Source organism: Streptomyces sp. NBC_00203, from assembly GCF_045206325.1.
GTDB classification, from domain to species: domain Bacteria; phylum Actinomycetota; class Actinomycetes; order Streptomycetales; family Streptomycetaceae; genus Streptomyces; species Streptomyces lutosisoli.
In genome coordinates this window covers 3,237,319-3,254,456 of record NZ_CP108126.1, presented here as the reverse complement: position 1 = coordinate 3,254,456, position 17,138 = coordinate 3,237,319, and the positions used below count along the sequence as shown (strand labels likewise).

At 68.4% G+C, this 17,138-nt stretch carries 15 protein-coding genes; 12 read left to right on the top strand and 3 right to left on the bottom strand.

What is annotated here, in order from left to right:
• The first annotated feature begins 420 nt into the window (after window positions 1-420).
• From OG975_RS14800 to OG975_RS14775, 6 genes are all read left to right on the top strand, one after another.
• Window positions 421-843, top strand: a complete 423-nt coding sequence (locus OG975_RS14800) for a DUF3052 domain-containing protein (protein ID WP_406329610.1) — start codon at window positions 421-423, stop codon at window positions 841-843.
• 172 nt (window positions 844-1,015) lie between these two features.
• On the top strand, window positions 1,016-1,474 hold the full coding sequence (locus OG975_RS14795) for a peroxiredoxin (protein ID WP_406329609.1): 459 nt from the start codon (window positions 1,016-1,018) through the stop codon (window positions 1,472-1,474).
• Between the two features lie 113 nt (window positions 1,475-1,587).
• Window positions 1,588-2,163: a TerD family protein gene (locus OG975_RS14790; RefSeq protein ID WP_327428388.1), complete on the top strand. Its 576-nt coding sequence runs from the start codon at window positions 1,588-1,590 to the stop codon at window positions 2,161-2,163.
• A gap of 189 nt (window positions 2,164-2,352) precedes the next feature.
• Window positions 2,353-2,928 (top strand): TerD family protein, encoded by a 576-nt coding sequence (locus tag OG975_RS14785; RefSeq protein WP_406329607.1) that lies wholly within the window; start codon window positions 2,353-2,355, stop codon window positions 2,926-2,928.
• 106 nt (window positions 2,929-3,034) lie between these two features.
• Window positions 3,035-4,183: a DUF475 domain-containing protein gene (locus tag OG975_RS14780; protein ID WP_406329606.1), complete on the top strand. Its 1,149-nt coding sequence runs from the start codon at window positions 3,035-3,037 to the stop codon at window positions 4,181-4,183.
• Window positions 4,184-4,327: 144 nt separating this feature from the next.
• The gene (locus OG975_RS14775) at window positions 4,328-5,065 is read left to right on the top strand and encodes a Tellurium resistance (protein ID WP_406329605.1); all 738 of its coding nucleotides are present in this window, start codon (window positions 4,328-4,330) and stop codon (window positions 5,063-5,065) included.
• A 146-nt stretch (window positions 5,066-5,211) separates the two neighbouring features.
• Here the strand turns inward: OG975_RS14775 and OG975_RS14770 are convergent, their stop codons facing one another.
• On the bottom strand, window positions 5,212-6,054 hold the full coding sequence (locus tag OG975_RS14770; protein WP_406329604.1) for a TerD family protein: 843 nt from the start codon (window positions 6,052-6,054) through the stop codon (window positions 5,212-5,214).
• 207 nt (window positions 6,055-6,261) lie between these two features.
• Between OG975_RS14770 and OG975_RS14765 the strand changes: the two genes are divergently transcribed.
• Genes OG975_RS14765 through OG975_RS14755 form a run of 3 tightly spaced genes read left to right on the top strand, consistent with a single transcriptional unit; the run spans window position 6,262 to window position 10,807 of the window.
• The gene (locus OG975_RS14765; RefSeq protein ID WP_406329602.1) at window positions 6,262-7,431 is read left to right on the top strand and encodes an HpcH/HpaI aldolase/citrate lyase family protein; all 1,170 of its coding nucleotides are present in this window, start codon (window positions 6,262-6,264) and stop codon (window positions 7,429-7,431) included.
• A gap of 44 nt (window positions 7,432-7,475) precedes the next feature.
• On the top strand, window positions 7,476-9,980 hold the full coding sequence (locus tag OG975_RS14760) for a phosphoribosyltransferase (protein ID WP_406329601.1): 2,505 nt from the start codon (window positions 7,476-7,478) through the stop codon (window positions 9,978-9,980).
• Window positions 9,980-10,807, top strand: coding sequence for an HAD family hydrolase (locus OG975_RS14755; protein WP_327428381.1), 828 nt, complete (start codon window positions 9,980-9,982; stop codon window positions 10,805-10,807). Before OG975_RS14760 ends, OG975_RS14755 begins: the two co-directional genes overlap by 1 nt.
• A 144-nt stretch (window positions 10,808-10,951) precedes the next feature.
• On the opposite strand, the gene OG975_RS14750 is transcribed toward OG975_RS14755, so the two are convergent.
• Window positions 10,952-11,179, bottom strand: a complete 228-nt coding sequence (locus OG975_RS14750) for a zinc ribbon domain-containing protein (RefSeq protein ID WP_327428380.1) — start codon at window positions 11,177-11,179, stop codon at window positions 10,952-10,954.
• Window positions 11,180-11,678: 499 nt separating this feature from the next.
• On the opposite strand from OG975_RS14750, the gene OG975_RS14745 reads away from it, so the two are divergent.
• The 3 genes from OG975_RS14745 (at window position 11,679) to OG975_RS14735 (ending at window position 16,474) form a co-directional block, all read left to right on the top strand.
• Complete coding sequence (locus OG975_RS14745) at window positions 11,679-13,811, top strand: transglycosylase domain-containing protein (protein ID WP_406336270.1); 2,133 nt, start codon at window positions 11,679-11,681, stop codon at window positions 13,809-13,811.
• Window positions 13,812-13,880: 69 nt separating this feature from the next.
• Window positions 13,881-15,179: a hypothetical protein gene (locus OG975_RS14740; protein ID WP_406329600.1), complete on the top strand. Its 1,299-nt coding sequence runs from the start codon at window positions 13,881-13,883 to the stop codon at window positions 15,177-15,179.
• A 158-nt stretch (window positions 15,180-15,337) separates the two neighbouring features.
• On the top strand, window positions 15,338-16,474 hold the full coding sequence (locus OG975_RS14735; protein ID WP_406329599.1) for an amidase domain-containing protein: 1,137 nt from the start codon (window positions 15,338-15,340) through the stop codon (window positions 16,472-16,474).
• Between the two features lie 23 nt (window positions 16,475-16,497).
• Here OG975_RS14735 and OG975_RS14730 read toward each other — a convergent pair whose 3' ends face one another.
• Entirely contained in the window at window positions 16,498-17,097 is a 600-nt protein-coding gene (locus tag OG975_RS14730; protein ID WP_406329598.1) for a DUF4383 domain-containing protein, read from the bottom strand.
• Window positions 17,098-17,138: the final 41 nt, after the last annotated feature.

The window sequence follows — 17,138 nt, the reverse complement described above, 5'->3', positions numbered from 1 at the left end:
TGTCAGAGGGCTGTCTACGGTGCTTTTTCTGTCTGTCTGCACCGTTCCCCATCGTGTACCTCGGGAACGCAAACGTCATCTCTACTAGGGGGTAACCGAGACGTTCGTGCAGACCGTTCGGACGGGCCCGACCAAAACGCAACGATACGCTCAGTACGTGACGCGTTCCGCAAAGCCGTTCGGGCCTCGTACGCTTCAGGGGTTCCTAAATCCACAAACCGGGCAGAAAGGTGTGGTGTGCGTCACCCGTCACCGCGATTCGCTACCTGGAGTTGCGGCGACACCGCCGGGAACGTCACCGTTTCGGCGGTCTCGACGGCCGGGTACTTGCGCGATCCGTCCCGCCCGTGTGGACTACGGCCAACGCTGCGCGCACGCGCGCTGCTGTTCATCTACCGAAACACAATCAGGAGGCAAGCCGTGAGCGCGACCGCGGACCACGCGGAGGAGCGGACCAACCCGGCCGCCAGGCTGGGGTTCGAGCCCGGACAGGTGGTCCAGGAGATCGGCTTCGACGACGACGTTGACCACGAGCTCCGTGAAAGCATCGAATCGTTGATCGGCCAGGAATTGGTCGATGAGGACTACGACGACGTCGCTGACGTCGTGCTTCTGTGGTTCCGCGACGAGGACGGCGACCTCACGGACGCTCTGGTGGACGCCATCGGTCTCCTTGAGGACGGCGGCATGATCTGGCTGCTGACCCCGAAGACCGGCCGGGACGGCTACGTCGAGCCCAGCGACATCAGCGATGCCGCACAGACCGCCGGCCTCTCCCAGACGAAGAGCATCTCCGTGGCCAAGGAGTGGTCGGGCACACGCATGGCCTCGCCCAAGCGCTGAGCTGCCGCTCCGTCTGCCGCAGAGCATCGTGAGACCCCCGCCGACACCACCGTCGGCGGGGGTCTCACGCATGCCCGGATCCCGTTCGCGGGGGTCGCGCCGGGGGCGTGCGCCGATCACTGCGTACGCTGGTCGTCACCCGAACAGACCCTTGGAAGGGAAGCGTGTGACTATGGCGATCGAGGTCGGCACCAAGGCCCCGGACTTCGAGCTCAAGGACAACCACGGCGCCACCGTGAAGCTGTCCGACTTCCGCGGTGAGAAGAACGTGGTGCTGCTCTTCTACCCCTTCGCCTTCACCGGCGTGTGCACGGGTGAGCTGTGCTCCCTGCGCGACAACCTGCCGCAGTTCACCGACCGCGACACCCAGCTGCTGGCCGTGTCCAACGACTCCATCCACACCCTGCGCGTCTTCGCCGAGCAGGAGGGCCTGGAGTACCCGCTGCTCTCCGACTTCTGGCCGCATGGCAACACTTCGCGCGCGTACGGCGTCTTCGATGAGGACAAGGGCTGCGCGGTGCGCGGCACGTTCATCATCGACAAGGAGGGCGTGGTCCGCTGGACCATCGTCAACGGTCTGCCGGACGCGCGTGACCTGAACGAGTACGTCAAGGCGCTCGACACCCTGTGATTCTTCGGTTCCAAGCCCTGCGGGGTCCGGGAACCCGTCACTAGGATCGACACGTTGATCCGATACCAACGCACTACGGGGCTTCCCGCCCCCGGACACCATTGGGAGGACTCGTGGGAGTCAGCCTCAGCAAGGGCGGCAACGTATCGCTGACCAAGGAGGCCCCGGGACTGACCGCGGTCATCGTCGGTCTGGGATGGGACGCCCGTACGACGACAGGCGTCGACTTCGACCTCGACGCCAGCGCCATCCTCACGAACGCGGACGGCAAGGTCAGCAGTGACGCCAACTTCGTGTTCTTCAACAACCTCAAGAGCCCGGACGGCTCGGTCGAACACACCGGCGACAACATCACCGGTGAGGGTGAGGGCGACGACGAGCAGATCAAGGTCAACCTCGCCGGCGTCCCGGCCGACGTCCAGAAGATCGTGTTCCCGGTCTCGATCTACGACGCCGAGAACCGCCAGCAGTCGTTCGGCCAGGTCCGCAACGCCTTCATCCGCGTGGTGAACCAGGCGGGCGAGGCGGAGATCGCGCGCTACGACCTCTCCGAGGACGCCTCGACGGAGACCGCGATGGTCTTCGGCGAGCTCTACCGCAACGGCGCGGAGTGGAAGTTCCGCGCCATCGGCCAGGGCTACGCCTCGGGCCTGCGCGGCATCGCGCAGGACTTCGGCGTGAACGTCTGAGTCGTTCTGGGCCTTGGCGTGAACGTCTGAGTCGTACTGGGCTTCGGCGTGAACGTCCGAGTCGATCTGGGCCCGGGCGGGAACGCTTGAGTCGGACGGCCTTCGGCTCTCAGGCCCGGCACCGCACCTCACGTGCGGTGCCGGGCCCGCAACACAACTGAAGGATTGACCTCGGGGAGGACCAGCATCATGGGCGTCACGCTCGCCAAGGGAGGCAATGTCTCCCTCTCGAAGGCCGCACCGAACCTCACGCAGGTGATGATCGGGCTCGGCTGGGACGCGCGCTCCACCACCGGAGCCGACTTCGACCTCGACGCCAGCGCCCTGCTGTGCAACGGCGGCCGGGTGCTCGGGGACGAGTGGTTCATCTTCTACAACCAGCTCAAGAGCCCGGACGGCTCGGTGGAGCACACCGGTGACAACCTCACGGGTGAGGGCGAGGGCGACGACGAGTCGATCCTGATCCACCTCTCCAAGGTGCCGGCCAACGTGGACAAGATCGTCTTCCCGGTCTCCATCCATGACGCCGACAACCGCGGCCAGACGTTCGGCCAGGTCAGCAACGCCTTCATCCGCGTCGTCAACCAGGCCGACGGCCAGGAGCTCGCCCGCTACGACCTCTCCGAGGACGCCTCCACGGAGACAGCGATGATCTTCGGCGAGGTCTACCGCTACAACCAGGAGTGGAAGTTCCGGGCGGTCGGCCAGGGGTACGCGTCGGGCCTGCGGGGCATCGCCCTCGACTTCGGGGTCAACGTTTCCTAGCCCGCCTAGGTCAGCCGAAGGGGCAGCCCTCTAGACTTCGTGGTCAACAGTGAGTAAAGCCGAGTACGGCGCGGGGGAGACCCGTACATACACGATTGGGTAGCCAGTGCTTCTGAAAACCTTCGGCTGGTCGTTCGCGATTACCGCGCTCGGTCTGGTCGCAGCGGCGTTCTACGGGGGGTGGACCGCCTTCGGTATCGTGGCGATCCTGGCCGTCCTGGAGATCTCGCTGTCCTTCGACAACGCGGTGGTCAACGCCGGAATCCTGAAGAAGATGAATGCCTTCTGGCAGAAGATCTTCCTCACGGTCGGTGTGCTGATCGCCGTCTTCGGTATGCGACTGGTGTTCCCCGTCGTGATCGTCGCCATCAGCGCCAAGATGGGCCCCATCGAGGCCGTCGACCTCGCGCTGAACAACAAGGACCGTTACCAGGAACTGGTGACCGACGCCCACCCGTCGATCGCCGCCTTCGGTGGCATGTTCCTGCTGATGATCTTCCTCGACTTCATCTTCGAGGAGCGGGACATCCAGTGGCTGCGCTGGATCGAGCGGCCGCTGGCCAAGCTCGGCAAGGTCGACATGCTGTCGGTCTGCATCGCCCTGGTCGTCCTGCTGATCACCTCGTTCACCTTCGCGGTCCACGCCCACCAGCACGGCGGCGGGCACGTCGACAAGGCCCAGACGGTGCTGATCTCCGGCATCGCGGGCCTGATCACGTACATGGTCGTCGGCGGACTCTCCGGCTACTTCGAGGACAAGCTCGAAGAAGAGGAAGAGCGCGAACACGAGGAAGAGGAGGAGGCCGAGCGGTCCGGCAAGAAGAAGCCGGCCATCGTCCTCGCCGGCCAGGCCGCGTTCTTCATGTTCCTCTACCTGGAAGTACTGGACGCGTCCTTCTCCTTCGACGGCGTCATCGGCGCCTTCGCCATCACCAACGACATCGTTCTCATGGCGCTCGGCCTCGGCATCGGCGCCATGTACGTCCGGTCGCTCACGGTCTACCTGGTCCGCCAGGGCACCCTCGACGACTACGTCTACCTGGAGCACGGCGCGCACTACGCGATCGGCGCGCTGGCCGTGATCCTCATGGTCACCATCCAGTACGAGATCCACGAGGTCATCACCGGTCTCGTCGGCGTCGTCCTCATCGCCTGGTCCTTCTGGTCGTCCGTGCGCCGCAACAAGGCGCTCGCGGCGGCAGAGGGAAAAGGTGAGTCCTCGGACGAGAAGGCCGAGGTCTCGTCCGGGGTGTAACAGCCCACGGTGTCCGGCGTGTGACACCCCACCGGCTTCCGGGGTGTGACACCCCTCCGGTTGAGGAACGCTCTGAGCGGGGCGGCCGTCGAGGACGAGTCCTCACGGCCGCCCCGCCGTATATCGAGGAACGTGGGGGGCGGAATGGGCATCTGGCAGGACCTGTGGCGCGGACGCTCGGCGGACTTCGACTCCGGCAGCGCGTCCACCAACTCCATCGAGCTGACCAAGCGGAACCACACGGTCTCGCTCACCAAGCAGGGCGCGGCCACCGGAAATCTGCGCATCAACCTGTCCTGGCGGATGCGCACCTCCGACATAGGCGGGCCGCAGCGCGGCAGCCTGCTGCGCCATCCCTTCCGCACCTTTAAACCGGAAGTGGTCCAGGCGCACACCCAGAGCATGGTCAACGTGGACCTCGACCTGGGCGTCATGTACGAGCTGACGGACGGCACCAAGGGCGTCGTCCAGCCACTCGGCAGCTTCTTCGGTGAGCTCAACGCCGCGCCGTATGTGAAGCTCAGCGGCGACGACCGCTTCGGCTCGGGGTCCGGCGAGACGGCGTTCGTCAACCTCGACCACCGTGACGACATCAAACGGCTGCTGGTCTTCGTCTACATCTACGACCAGACCCCGGCCTTCGACCGTACGCACGCGATCATCACGCTCTACCCGAGCAATGGGCCGCGCATCGAGATCGGGCTCGATGAACGGCATCCGCAGGCGCGGTCCTGTGCGGTGGTGATGATCGAGAGCAACAAGGGGGAGGTGACTGTGCGGCGGGAAGTGAAGTTCGTGTACGGGTTCCAGGCGGAGCTCGACCGGTTGTACGGGTGGGGGTTGCAGTGGGGGCGGGGGTACAAGTCGAAGGTTGGGCGTTGACTGACCGTTCGCTTCGCTTCGGTTCGCCCAAGAGCTCGGGTTGTGAGGGTACGGTCGCGGCTGCGGGCTGTGTGTGGCTGGTCGCGCAGTTCCCCGCGCCCCTTACGGGGCGCCTGTTTACGGGGCGCCCGCTGAAAGAGTGCCCTCTAGCGTCCGATGAACTGTGGGCCCTGTGGCGGCAGTTTGAAGTCCGGGTCCGGGGCTGTGCCCACCGGCTGGGGGAAGCCGTAGGCCGGCTGTGCGGCCGGGGCGGTCTGGGGCTGGGGGTAGCCGTAGGAGGGCTGGCCGACGGGCTGGGGATAGCCGTACGCGGGCTGCTGGGGCACTGGGGCGGGCTGCTCGGGGGGAAGTGGCATCGAGGTCTCGGGGACGGCTGCGGGGGCGGACCAGGCTGCGGCGTCGGGTACGGATCCGGTCACGGGCGCGGCGGCGGCCGAGGCGGCCTCCGTCTCGTCGACCGTGATCCCGAAGTCGGAGGCAAGCCCCTCCAGACCGTTCGAGTAGCCCTCGCCCAGCGCCCGGAACTTCCAGCCCCCGCCGCGCCGGTACAGCTCGCCGCAGATCAGCGCGGTCTCGGCGCCGGTCTCCGGCTTGATGTCGAAGTACGCCAGCGGTTCGCCGTCCGTGACGGCGGCGTCGTACAGCAGGATGCGCAGATCCCGTACGTGGTCGAAGGTGACGTCGTCCGCCGATGCGACCAGAAGAATCTGTCCGACACCGGTCTCGACACCCGCCAGATCCGTCTGGATCGTGTCGGTGAGGCCCTCGGTGACGCGTTTCTTGCCGAGCCGCCAGACCTTGCCGGAGGGATGGCGGGGCTGGTTGTAGAAGACGAAGTCCTCGTCGGATCGCACACGACCGTCGGGGCCGAGGAGCAGCGCCGAGGCATCGACATCAGGGACACCCTGCCCGGGTGTCCAGCGCAGCATCGCGCGCACCGCTGTGGCGTCCAGCGGGACGTTCGACCCCTTCAGCATCGCGTGCGTCATGCGGTCATCCTGCCCTCTCGGTCCTGGTCACGACAACGTGGGGTCTCCCCAGAACCGGTGGGTGTTCGACATGGCCGAGTTACCTGAACTTCATGCCCGGTGGGAACCCCTGACATGGATCTATACGTACTATTACCGGCCACATCACGTAGGGCCGCGTCACCGGCCACATCACATCGGGCCGCCTAGCCGCCACGGGGGAGTTTCATGCGTCATTTCGGTCACATTGCCCCTGAAGAGCGGCAGCGTCTGTTCTTCCGGGAGCCGGGCGTCTTCACCGCCGACTCGCCGGCCCGGGTGCTCTCGGCGGCCCTCGGGGCGACGCTGTACAGCCCGGCGAACCGGCCGCAGCTGGCCGACGACATCGTCAAGCAGGCCGGGCGTGGTGTGGTGTCCATGGTGCTGTGCCTGGAGGACTCGATCCACGACGACGAGGTCGAGGGCGCCGAGGAGAACCTGGTCACGCAGTTCACCGACCTCGCGGGACGCGAGAACGTGGGCGAGCTTCCGCTGCTGTTCATCCGGGTCCGCTTCCCCGGGCAGATCCCCGACCTCGTCCAGCGCCTCGGTCCCGCCGTGCGGCTGCTGTCCGGATTCGTGATGCCGAAGTTCACCGAGGAACGCGGCATGCCCTTCCTGGAGGCCCTCGCCTCCGCCGAGACGGCGAGCGGGCGGCGCCTGTTCGCCATGCCGGTCCTCGAATCGCCCGAGCTGCTGTACCGGGAGTCGCGCGTGGAGACCCTGGAGGGCATCTCCCGCGCCGTCGACAAGTACCGCGACCGGGTGCTCGCACTGCGCCTCGGGGTGACGGACTTCTGTTCCTCGTACGCGCTGCGCAGGGCCCCCGACATGACGGCGTACGACGTCCAGGTCGTCGCCTCCGTGATCGCCGACGTGGTGAACATGCTGGGGCGGGCCGACGGCACCGGCTTCACGGTGACCGGACCGGTGTGGGAGTACTTTCGAGTACAGGAACGCATGTTCAAACCGCAGCTGCGCCGCAGCCCCTTCCTGGAGGGGCAGGCGGAGGAGCTGCGCGAGGCGCTGATCGAGCACGCCATGGACGGGCTGCTGCGCGAGATCACTCTCGACCAGGCCAACGGTCTGATGGGCAAGACCTGCATCCACCCCTCGCACGTGCTGCCCGTGCACGCGCTGTCCGTCGTCAGCCACGAGGAGTTCAGCGACGCGCAGGACATCCTGAGGCCCGAGCGCGGCGGCGGGGGTGTGCTGCGGTCGGCGTACACGAACAAGATGAACGAGGTGAAGCCGCATCGCGCCTGGGCCGAGCGCACCCTCCTGCGCGCCGAGGTCTTCGGCGTGGCGCACGAGGACATCGGCTTCGTGGACCTGCTCGCCGCCGGACTCCCGGAGTGAGCCGGCCGGACCGAGCGACGCGGAACCCGATCAGCAAGGAATTGATGAACAGCGCAACAAACGACACGAACAACGCGGACGGCGCGCACGACGCGCACGGCCCGGTCGACGTGAACGACGTGGTGTGGACCGGGACTTGGGTCGCCGAGCGGCTCGGCGTCGAACTCGTCGGCGACGAGAAGCTGAGCGACCTGCTGGGACTCGCGCTGCGCCGCAACCCCAAGCGTGCGCATCTGCTCGTGTCCAACGTCCTGGGCAAGCACGTACCGCAGTCGCCGTCCGTGGTCTACGGGTACGGGTTCGCGCTCGGCCGGCGGGTGCGCGACCTGCTGGGCACCGAGGACGCCCGCGCGGCCGTGGTCCTCGGGTACGCGGAGACGGCCACCGGGCTCGGCCACTCGGTCGCGGACGGCGTGGGCCTCGCGCCCTACCTGCACTCCACCCGCCGCCCGGTCGAGGGCGTCGCCCGGGCGGGCGGCTTCGAGGAGTCCCACTCGCACGCCACCTCGCATCTGCTGCTCCCCGAGGACGCCGGTCTGCTGGCGGGCTCCGGCCCGCTGGTCCTCGTGGACGACGAGTTCTCCACCGGCAACACGGTCCTCAACACGATCCGCGCCCTGCACGAGCGGTATCCGCGGGAGCGGTACGTGGTCGTGGCCCTGGTCGACATGCGCTCGCCCGCGGACCTGGGGCGCCTGGAGGACTTCGCCGCCGAGATCGGCGCCCGGGTGGACCTGGTGTCCGCGGCCTCGGGCACGGTGAAGTTCCCGGAGGGCGTCCTGGAGAAGGGGCAGGCCCTGGTCGCCGCGCACGAGACGGCGGAGCCCGAAGCCCCCGCTCAGGGGCGCGCCGACAAGGCCACTCGCGTGGAGCTGGGCTGGCCCCGAGGCGTCCCCGACGGCGGGCGGCACGGGTTCACGCCCGGGCATCGAATACGGCTGGACGGGGCGCTGCCCGCCATGGCCGCCCGGATCGCCGACGCGCTGCCCGACGGCGCCCGACGGGTGCTCGTGCTCGGCTTCGAGGAGCTGATGTACGCGCCGCTGCGGCTGGCGCGGGAGCTGGAGCAGGTGGTGGCCGCCGACGTGCGGTTCTCCACGACCACCCGCTCGCCCGTCCTCGCCCTCGACGACCCCGGTTACGCGATCCGCAGCCGAATCGTTTTCCCGGCCCACGACAACCCCGACGACGGCCCCGGCGAGCGCTACGCCTACAACGTCGCCGGCGCCGGCTTCGACGCCGTGGTCGCCGTCGTCGACTCCGTGGCCGACACCCCCGAACTGCGTGCCCCCGACGGCCTGTTGGCGCAGCTCGCCGCGCACACCCCGAGCGTGCTGCTCGCCGTCGTCCCCAGTTACGTCCCCGCACGGCCGTCCACCGAAAGGCCCTCCATGCTGCCTGAGCCCCTCCGCGGCCCCGCCTTCTCCTCGTACGCGCCCGAAGAGGTCGGCTGGCTGCTCCAGGACCTCTCGGACGTGGGCCTGGAGGCGCCGACCGAGGAGCGGGAGGAGGCCATCCAGAGCGGCGGCGCCCACTACGCGGAGTCGCTGCCGGTCGAATACCAGCCGAGCCCGCAGTACCAGGAGCTGTTCCACACGGCGCTGGGCACCTCGGCCGCCCGGATCGCCCAGGCCGTCGGCGCCGTCACCGAGCTGGTGCTCGCCGAGCGGTCGCCGCGCCCCGTGCTGGTGTCCCTGGCCCGCGCGGGCACGCCCGTCGGCGTCCTGATGCGCCGCTGGGCGGCGCACCGCCACGGCCTCGACCTGCCGCACTACGCCGTCTCCATCGTCCGCGGCCGGGGCATCGACGCCAACGCGCTGCGCTGGCTGGCCGCCCACCACGACCCGGCCGACGTCGTCTTCGTCGACGGCTGGACCGGCAAGGGCGCCATCACCCGCGAACTCGCCGACGCCATCAAGGAGTTCGAGGACTCCGACGGCATCACCGGCTTCGACCCGGAGATCGCGGTGCTCGCCGACCCGGGCTCGTGCGTGAAGACGTACGGCACCCGCGAGGACTTCCTCATCCCCTCCGCCTGCCTCAACTCGACGGTCTCCGGGCTGATTTCACGTACGGTGCTGCGCTCCGACCTGGTCGGTGAACACGACTTCCACGGCGCGAAGTTCTACCGCGAACTCGCCGGCTCCGATGTCTCCGTCGACTTCCTGGACGCCGTCGCCGCCCACTTCACCGACGTCGCCGACGCGGCCTGCGCGCAGGCCAAGGAGCTCCTCGCCGCCGACCGCACCCCCACCTGGGAGGGCTGGGCGGCCGTCGAGCGGATCAGCGAGGAGTACGAGATCCACGACGTGAACCTCGTCAAGCCGGGCGTCGGTGAGACCACCCGGGTGCTGCTGCGCCGCGTCCCCTGGAAGATCCTCGCGCGCGCCGGAGCGGGCGCCGACCTCGACCATGTACGCCTGCTCGCCGAGCAGCGCGGGGTGCCCGTCGAGGAGGTCGCCGAACTCCCGTACACCTGCGTGGGGTTGATCCACCCGAAGTACACGCGCGGCGCGACCGGCGCCGACGGCAAGGCGGTGACGGTCTGATGTCCGCGCCCAAGGTGCTCGTCGCCAGCGACCTCGACCGTACGCTGATCTACTCCTCGGCCGCCCTCGCGCTGACCATGCCGGACGCCCGCGCGCCCCGGCTGCTCTGTGTCGAGGTGCACGAGAGCAAGCCGCTGTCGTTCATGACGGAGACGGCCGCCGCCCTCCTCACCGAACTCGGCGACCTGGCGGTCTTCGTCCCCACCACGACCCGTACCCGCAAGCAGTACCAGCGCATCAACCTGCCGGGCCCCGCCCCGACGTACGCGATCTGCGCCAATGGCGGGCACCTGCTCGTCGACGGGGTGTCCGACCCCGACTGGCACGCGAGCGTGACGGCGCGGCTCGCCACGGAGTGCGCGCCGCTGGCCGAGGTGCGGGAGTACCTGGAGGCCACCGCCGACCCGGCCTGGGTCCGCAAGCACCGGGTCGCCGAGGACCTGTTCGCGTATCTGGTGGTGGAGCGTGAGCTGCTGCCCGAGGAGTGGGTGAAGGAACTGGCGGTGTGGGCGGAGAGCCGCGGCTGGACGGTGTCGTTGCAGGGCCGCAAGATCTACGCCGTGCCGAAGCCGCTCACCAAGAGCGCGGCCGTGCGCGAGGTCGCCCGCCGTACCGGCGCGCCGCTGACCCTCGCGGCCGGCGACTCCCTCCTCGACGCCGACCTGCTGCTGGCGGCCGACCGGGGCTGGCGCCCGGGCCACGGTGAACTCGCGGAGTCCGACTGGACGGCGCCCGCGATCACCGCGCTTCCGGAGCGGGGGGTCACGGCGGGGGAGCGGATCCTGCGGGAGTTCCTGCATGCCGGCCGCCCGGGAGCGGCTGCCTGAGCGCGAGGAGTGGCGGCCCGGGACCGGCCTGCTCAAGCCTGAGCGCCCGGGACCGGCCGCTCAAGCCTGAGAAGTCGGCGCCCGGGACCGGCCTCCGAGGGGTCCGGGAAAAAGACTGAAGAGTTCCTGAGAAATCTCCAGGGATCAGCCGCAACAGCCCCCGCCGCAGCAGCCGCCTCCGCCCCCGCCGGAGCGCGGCGCCGGGGCCGGGGCGGACGCCGAGCCGCCCGTGGCGACGGAGACCGTCGACAGGAGCTTCACCGTGTCGTCGTGCCCGGCGGGGCAGGCCGCGGGGGCGGCGGACTCCGCCATCGGGCGGCTCAGTTCGAAGGTGTCGCCGCAGGTCCGGCAGCGGTACTCGTAGCGAGGCATGCTCACAGGTTAGCCGGAGCCGGCCGGCGGCCGTAGGGCTCCGCGGCCTTCCACCGGTGCGGCCGCCGCGAGCGGTGCCGGTGTCCGGGGGACGGGACCCGAAACCGGGGGGCCGAGGGCGGACGGTCCGGGTGTGCTGGTGGGTTGAGTTGACCTCTGAGCTTTTTTGTCTGATCACTGACCGAAGCGATCGTATTGGACGCTGATAATTTAGGAGGGCCGCGACGAGCCGCAAGGTCGGGGAGGGGGGCCTGCAGCCGCATGTGCGGCCGCTGCATCTACCCGCGCGCGCAATTCCGAAGTGCGGAGGGAGACGCAGTCGTGACCGAGGCATGGCATCGAACGGGTGTCCCGCATCCCCTGGGCCGTCCATGCGCCGGAGCCTGCCGTGGCTAGACCGCAGGAGGGCGACGACCGCCCGAAGCGCGCCGAACCGCACCAGCCCGCGCGCCGTCGTACGGAGAACGAGGTTCCCGCTGAGGAAACCACCCAGCTCCGTATCCCGCCCAGTGCCGAGACTCCCGCCGAGAGGACCACCCAGCTTCGCATCCCGTCTCGCAGGAACGTCTCCGCTGAGGCGCACCAGGAGGCGGAGGAATCCGCGCAACGAGTTGACCGGGGGGCGAGTTCAGGCCATCGCGGCAGCCGCCGTAAACCCGCACCGCCGTCCGGCCTCGCCGCGCGGTTCGCACCCCTCGCCCGCCGTCTCAAACCGCAGTACCCGCGCCCCGGCCGCTCCGGCTTGCGGCGCTGGATACCCTCCTGGCGGCAGTGGCTGGGAGCCTGGGGCCTGGCCATCGGGCTGACCGGCTCGCTGCTGGCCATCGCCTACGCCGCCACCGACATACCCGACAACCTGAACACCTACGCCACCCAGCAGGACAACGTCTACTTCTGGTCGGACGGGACACCCATGGCCCGTACCGGCTGGGTGCGGCGCCAGGCCATGCCGCTGAAGGACATCCCCCAGGACGTGCGCTGGGCGGTCCTCGCGGCGGAGAACGAGAGCTTCTACTCCGACCCGGGCATCTCCCTCAAAGGCATCGGCCGTGCTCTGGTGCGCACGGTCGGCGAGGGTGACACCCAGGGCGGCTCCACCATCACCCAGCAGTACGTCAAGAACGTCTACCTGACCCAGAACCAGACGGTGAGCCGCAAGTTCACCGAGGCGATGATCGCCCTCAAGCTCGACAACAAGATGAGCAAGGACAAGATCCTGGAGGGCTACCTCAACACCAGCTGGTTCGGCCGCGGCACCTACGGCCTCCAGCGTGCCTCCCAGGCCTACTACGGCAAGGACGTCAGCCAGCTCAACGCCAGCGAAGGCGCCTTCCTCGCCTCCCTGCTCAAGGGCGCGGGCCTGTACGACCCCACCCTGAGCAAGGCGAACCACGCGCGGGCCGTGGAGCGGTGGTCCTGGATCCTCGACCGCATGGTCAAGATCGGCAAGCTGTCGCCGGCCGAGCGGGCCACCTACAAGAAGTTCCCCGCGCCGCTCAAGCAGTCCCAGACGTTCGACACCGGCAAGCAGAGCGACTACCTGGTGGAGCTGGCGACCCAGTACGCCAAGAAGGCCGGGAACATCTCGGACAAGCAGTTCGACCTGGGCGGCTACCAGATCTACACGACCTTCGACCGGAAGCGGGAGACGGCACTCACCGACGCCGTGACCAAGGCCCGCAAGAAGGCGCTGAAGGACGACCCCAAGACGGCGAAGACCGCGCACTACGGGGCCGCCTCGGTGGCCGCCGACGGCAGGATCCTCGCCGTCTACGGCGGCCCCGACCACCGTAAGCAGGGCTACAACGAGTCCAACGCCACCACCGTCCCGGCCGGTTCGGCGTTCCTGCCGTTCGTCTACGCCGCCGGCCTGGAACACGGCGTCCACAAGACGCGTGGCAGCACGGCCACACCGGTCACGCCCGACTCCGTCTACAACGGCGACGACGGCGTCCCGGTCACCACGCCCGAGGGCCCCTACTGGGACCGCAGCGGCAAGAAGGTCGCCGCGCACAACGACGGGAAGAAGTCGTACGGGCAGATCACCCTGCGCAAGGCGCTCGCCGCGTCTGTGAACGTGCCGTTCATGCAGCTCGGCATGGACACCGGCCTGGCCCAGGTGCGCAAGACCGCCGAGGCGGCAGGCATGCTCTCCTCCAGCCTGGGACCGCAGGTGCCCGCGCTGTCCCTGGGCAGCTCCACGCCCAGCGCGATCCGGATGTCGAGCTCCTACGCCACCTTCGCCGCGGGCGGGACGCACATCGAGCCCTACTCCGTGCGGCGCATCACCCGCAACGGCTCCCGGGTCGACCTGGACACGCCCGGTCCCCATCGCGCGGTCAGCGCCGAAGTGGCCGGCGAGGTCACCGAAGCGCTCACGGACTCCTTCACCGCCGGCCACGCCGGTGCGGCGCCCGCATCGGCACAGGTGGCCGGGAAGGCCGGCACCACGTCGGACGACATGGCCGCCTGGTACGTGGGCACGAACCGTTCCGTGACGACCTCGGTCGTCCTCTACCGCATCGACCTGACCAAGAGCCTCGAACCACTGCCGCTCAACGGCATCGACGCCGTATCCGGTGCCGACGTCCCGTACGGCATCTGGTCGGGCGCGATGAGTCCGCTGCGCTGAGCCCGGCGGCCGAGCGCCCGCCCCGCCACGCTCCTCACACTTCCACCCCCCTCGCAGAATGTGCCCCGTATGAACTCGAAGCACAGCCGGCGCCGACGCCGTGACCCCGCTCCCGGTTCTGCCTCCGTCTCCGCCCGCCAGGGCTTCGCGGCCATGGCGGCCTTCCTCGTCGTCACGTCCACGGCCGCCACCTATCTGGCCCTGAACCGCTCGGACACCGCACCGGCCGCGTCCGCCAGCACGCACAGCTCCGACGGCGCCAAGGCGACGAAGGAGCCCGCCTGGGACGGCAAGACCAAGGTGCTCGGCGACGGCTCCACGTCCTACACGGGGCCGCAGAAGGGCGAGTTGAAGGCCGTACCGCTCAAGGCCGGTGAGAAGCCGCCCCAGTTCGTCGTCTTCTCCTGGGACGGCGCCCTTCAGGGAGACGACAAGCTCTTCTCGCACTACCGGGAGCTGGCCAAGGAATACAACGCCCATATGACGTTCTTCCTGACCGGCATCTATCTGCTGCCCAAGGCCAAGAAGACGCTCTACGAACCGCCGCTGCACCCGGTGGGCTCCGCCGCGATCAGCTATCCCACCGACGAGCACATCCGCACCACACTGGAGGAGCTCGGCGAGGCGTGGAAGGAGGGCAACGAGATCGGCACCCACTTCAACGGCCACTTCTGCGGTGACAAGGGCGGCGAGGACTGGAGCGTGGCGCAGTGGAAGAGCGAGATCGAGCAGTTCTTCTCGTTCGTCGAGAAGTGGAAGACCAACACCGGCTACACCGACCTGCCGGCCCTGCCCTTCGACGCCACCAAAGAGATCACCGGCGGGCGCGCCCCCTGCCTGGAGGGTCAGAAGAACCTGCTCAAGGCCATGAAGGAGACCGCCAAGGAGTACAACTGGCGCTACGACGCCAGCTCCACGGGCGACTTCCAGATATGGCCCACCAAGAAGGAGGGTGTCTGGGACTTCCCGCTCCAGTTGCTCCCCTACGAGAGCGGCAAGTACCAAGGCCTCTCCATGGACTTCAACTTCCTCTACAACCAGTCGGACGGCGAGACCGAGGGAGACCCGGCCAAGTACCCCGAGTGGGAACAGGAGACGGTCAAGTCCTACATGAACGGCTTCGACCGGGTGTACTACGGCAGCCGGGCACCGCTCTTCATCGGTAACCACTTCGAGGACTGGAACGGCGGCATCTATATGAAGGCCATCGACCAGGTCGTCAAGAACGTGTGCACCAAGAAGGGCGTTCGCTGTGTGTCCTTCCGTGAGCTGGCCGACTGGCTCGACGTGCAGAAGCCGGAAGTCCTGGAACGGCTGCGGAGCCTGGACCCCGCGCAGTCGCCGGACTGGTCGACGGTGGTGAAGTAGATACAGAAGTAGATCCAGCTGTCGGGCGCGGACAACTTATCTTCCGGGCAGGGGAGTTGGCCGTGGTCGCCCTGGATCCACCCAGACTCACCACACTTGAGTGGGACATGTAAAGATTCCCTCCCCGGCGTCCGGCCGGGGATCAAGGAGAATCATCAGTGAGATCAAAGAAGTTGAGCCGCAGATGCTCGACCGTGACGGCGGTCGCCCTCTCCGCCGTCCTGCTGCCCCTGTCCGCCGCCCACGCCGCGGACACCTCCCCCACCACGGTGAACCGGGCGACGACCGACGCCTTCGGCCGCGCGGCGGACGCCGTGTTCACCGATCGCACGGCCGCCCTCCTGGACGGGAGCCAGGCGCCCCGTACGGCGCTGAAGTCGACGGGAGGCATACCGCTGTCCGCCGCGCTGACCCGTACGGAGAACACCGCGGTCTCCTCGCTGCGCGGCACCCGCTCCCGCCTCGCGACGCTGGGCGAGGCCTACACCGCCGCCGACACCCAGGTCGCCGTGAACAGGACCCGGGTGAAGGGAAAGCGGGCCACCGCCTGGGTCACCGAGACCACCACCCTCACGTACAAGAAGATCCGCGGTGACGAGCCCGACACGACGGGCTTCCGCGCACACCACGTACTGACCTTCACCGCCCAGCCGGACGGCACCTGGAAGCTGTCGGGCGAGCGCTCGACGGACAAGGGCCCCCGGCAGGTCAACGAGCCCGTCACCGGCACGACGCCGCGCAAGACCACGATGGCCGCTGTCGACGCCCCCCGGGCAGCGACCACGTATCCCGCGCCCGCCAACCCCAAGACGCTCACCGGCTCCACGTACGACTACGCGGCGATGGCGACGTACGCCGAGAAGTACTGGAAGAACTACAACACCGCCTACCGGAAGTTCAATTCGGTCGGCGGCGACTGCACCAACTACCTGAGCCAGTCCTTGAACGCGGGCGGCTGGAAGCAGGTCACCAGCTCGTCGGAGGAGTACGGCACCTGGTCCTACGGCACCTGGACCCAGACCGACACCTGGGTCGGCGTGAACGAGTGGTCGTGGTTCACCCAGACGGCCAAGCGGACCACGGCCCTGGCGAACGTCTACCAGATGGACGTCGGTGACGTGATGCAGATGGACTTCGACAAGGACGGGTCCAAGGACCACTCCATGATCACGTCGTACCGGAGTCCGAGCGGCGTTCCGTATCTGACGTACCACGACACCGACACCTACCGCAGGTCGGTGTCGAGCATCCTCGCGTCGTACCCGACCTCGGCGTACTACGCGTACCGCACCTGATCAGCTACTGACCGGCACCTGACTCACCCCTTCGGCACGGCCCTGCGCGCACGGTGCAGGGCCGTTGCCGAGGCGCTCAGCCGCCGCTCGCGCTCCAGCTGCTCGGGATGGCGGGCCTTCCAGTACGGGTTGTCGTGGGGCAGGGCCGAGCCGACCCTCCCGTACATGCCGAAGAACATCAGCATCACGCCCACGACAAAGCTGAACAGCACGTTCTGGATGTGGAAGGCGAGGAAGTTGAAGCCGGTGTCGAGCAGCGCCAGGTTCACGAAGCCGCTCAGGATGAACGCGACGCCGAGAACCATGTTGAGCGTGGAGGCGAAGTTCCCGCCGATCACCATCCCCGTGAACAGCAGCAACCCGACGCAGATCGACAGCACACTGAGCGAGCCGTTGGTGTTCAGCCCCGCGACCGTGTCCCCGCCGGTCTCGAAGAAGCCGACCCTGTCGATGAGGCCCAGGATGCCGAAGGCGAGCAGCACCAGGCCCATGAGGCCCGCGCCGATCCGGTAGAAGATGCTCAGACGATGATCGACGGGCAGATGCTCGTCGAAGAAGATGCGCCGTTTGGAACCGCGCCCGGAATCCGGCCCGGACCGCTGGCGCAGCGCGTGTGCGGCCATGTCCGCCTCCTCACACAGCCGGCGGAGGCCCGCGTACGGCC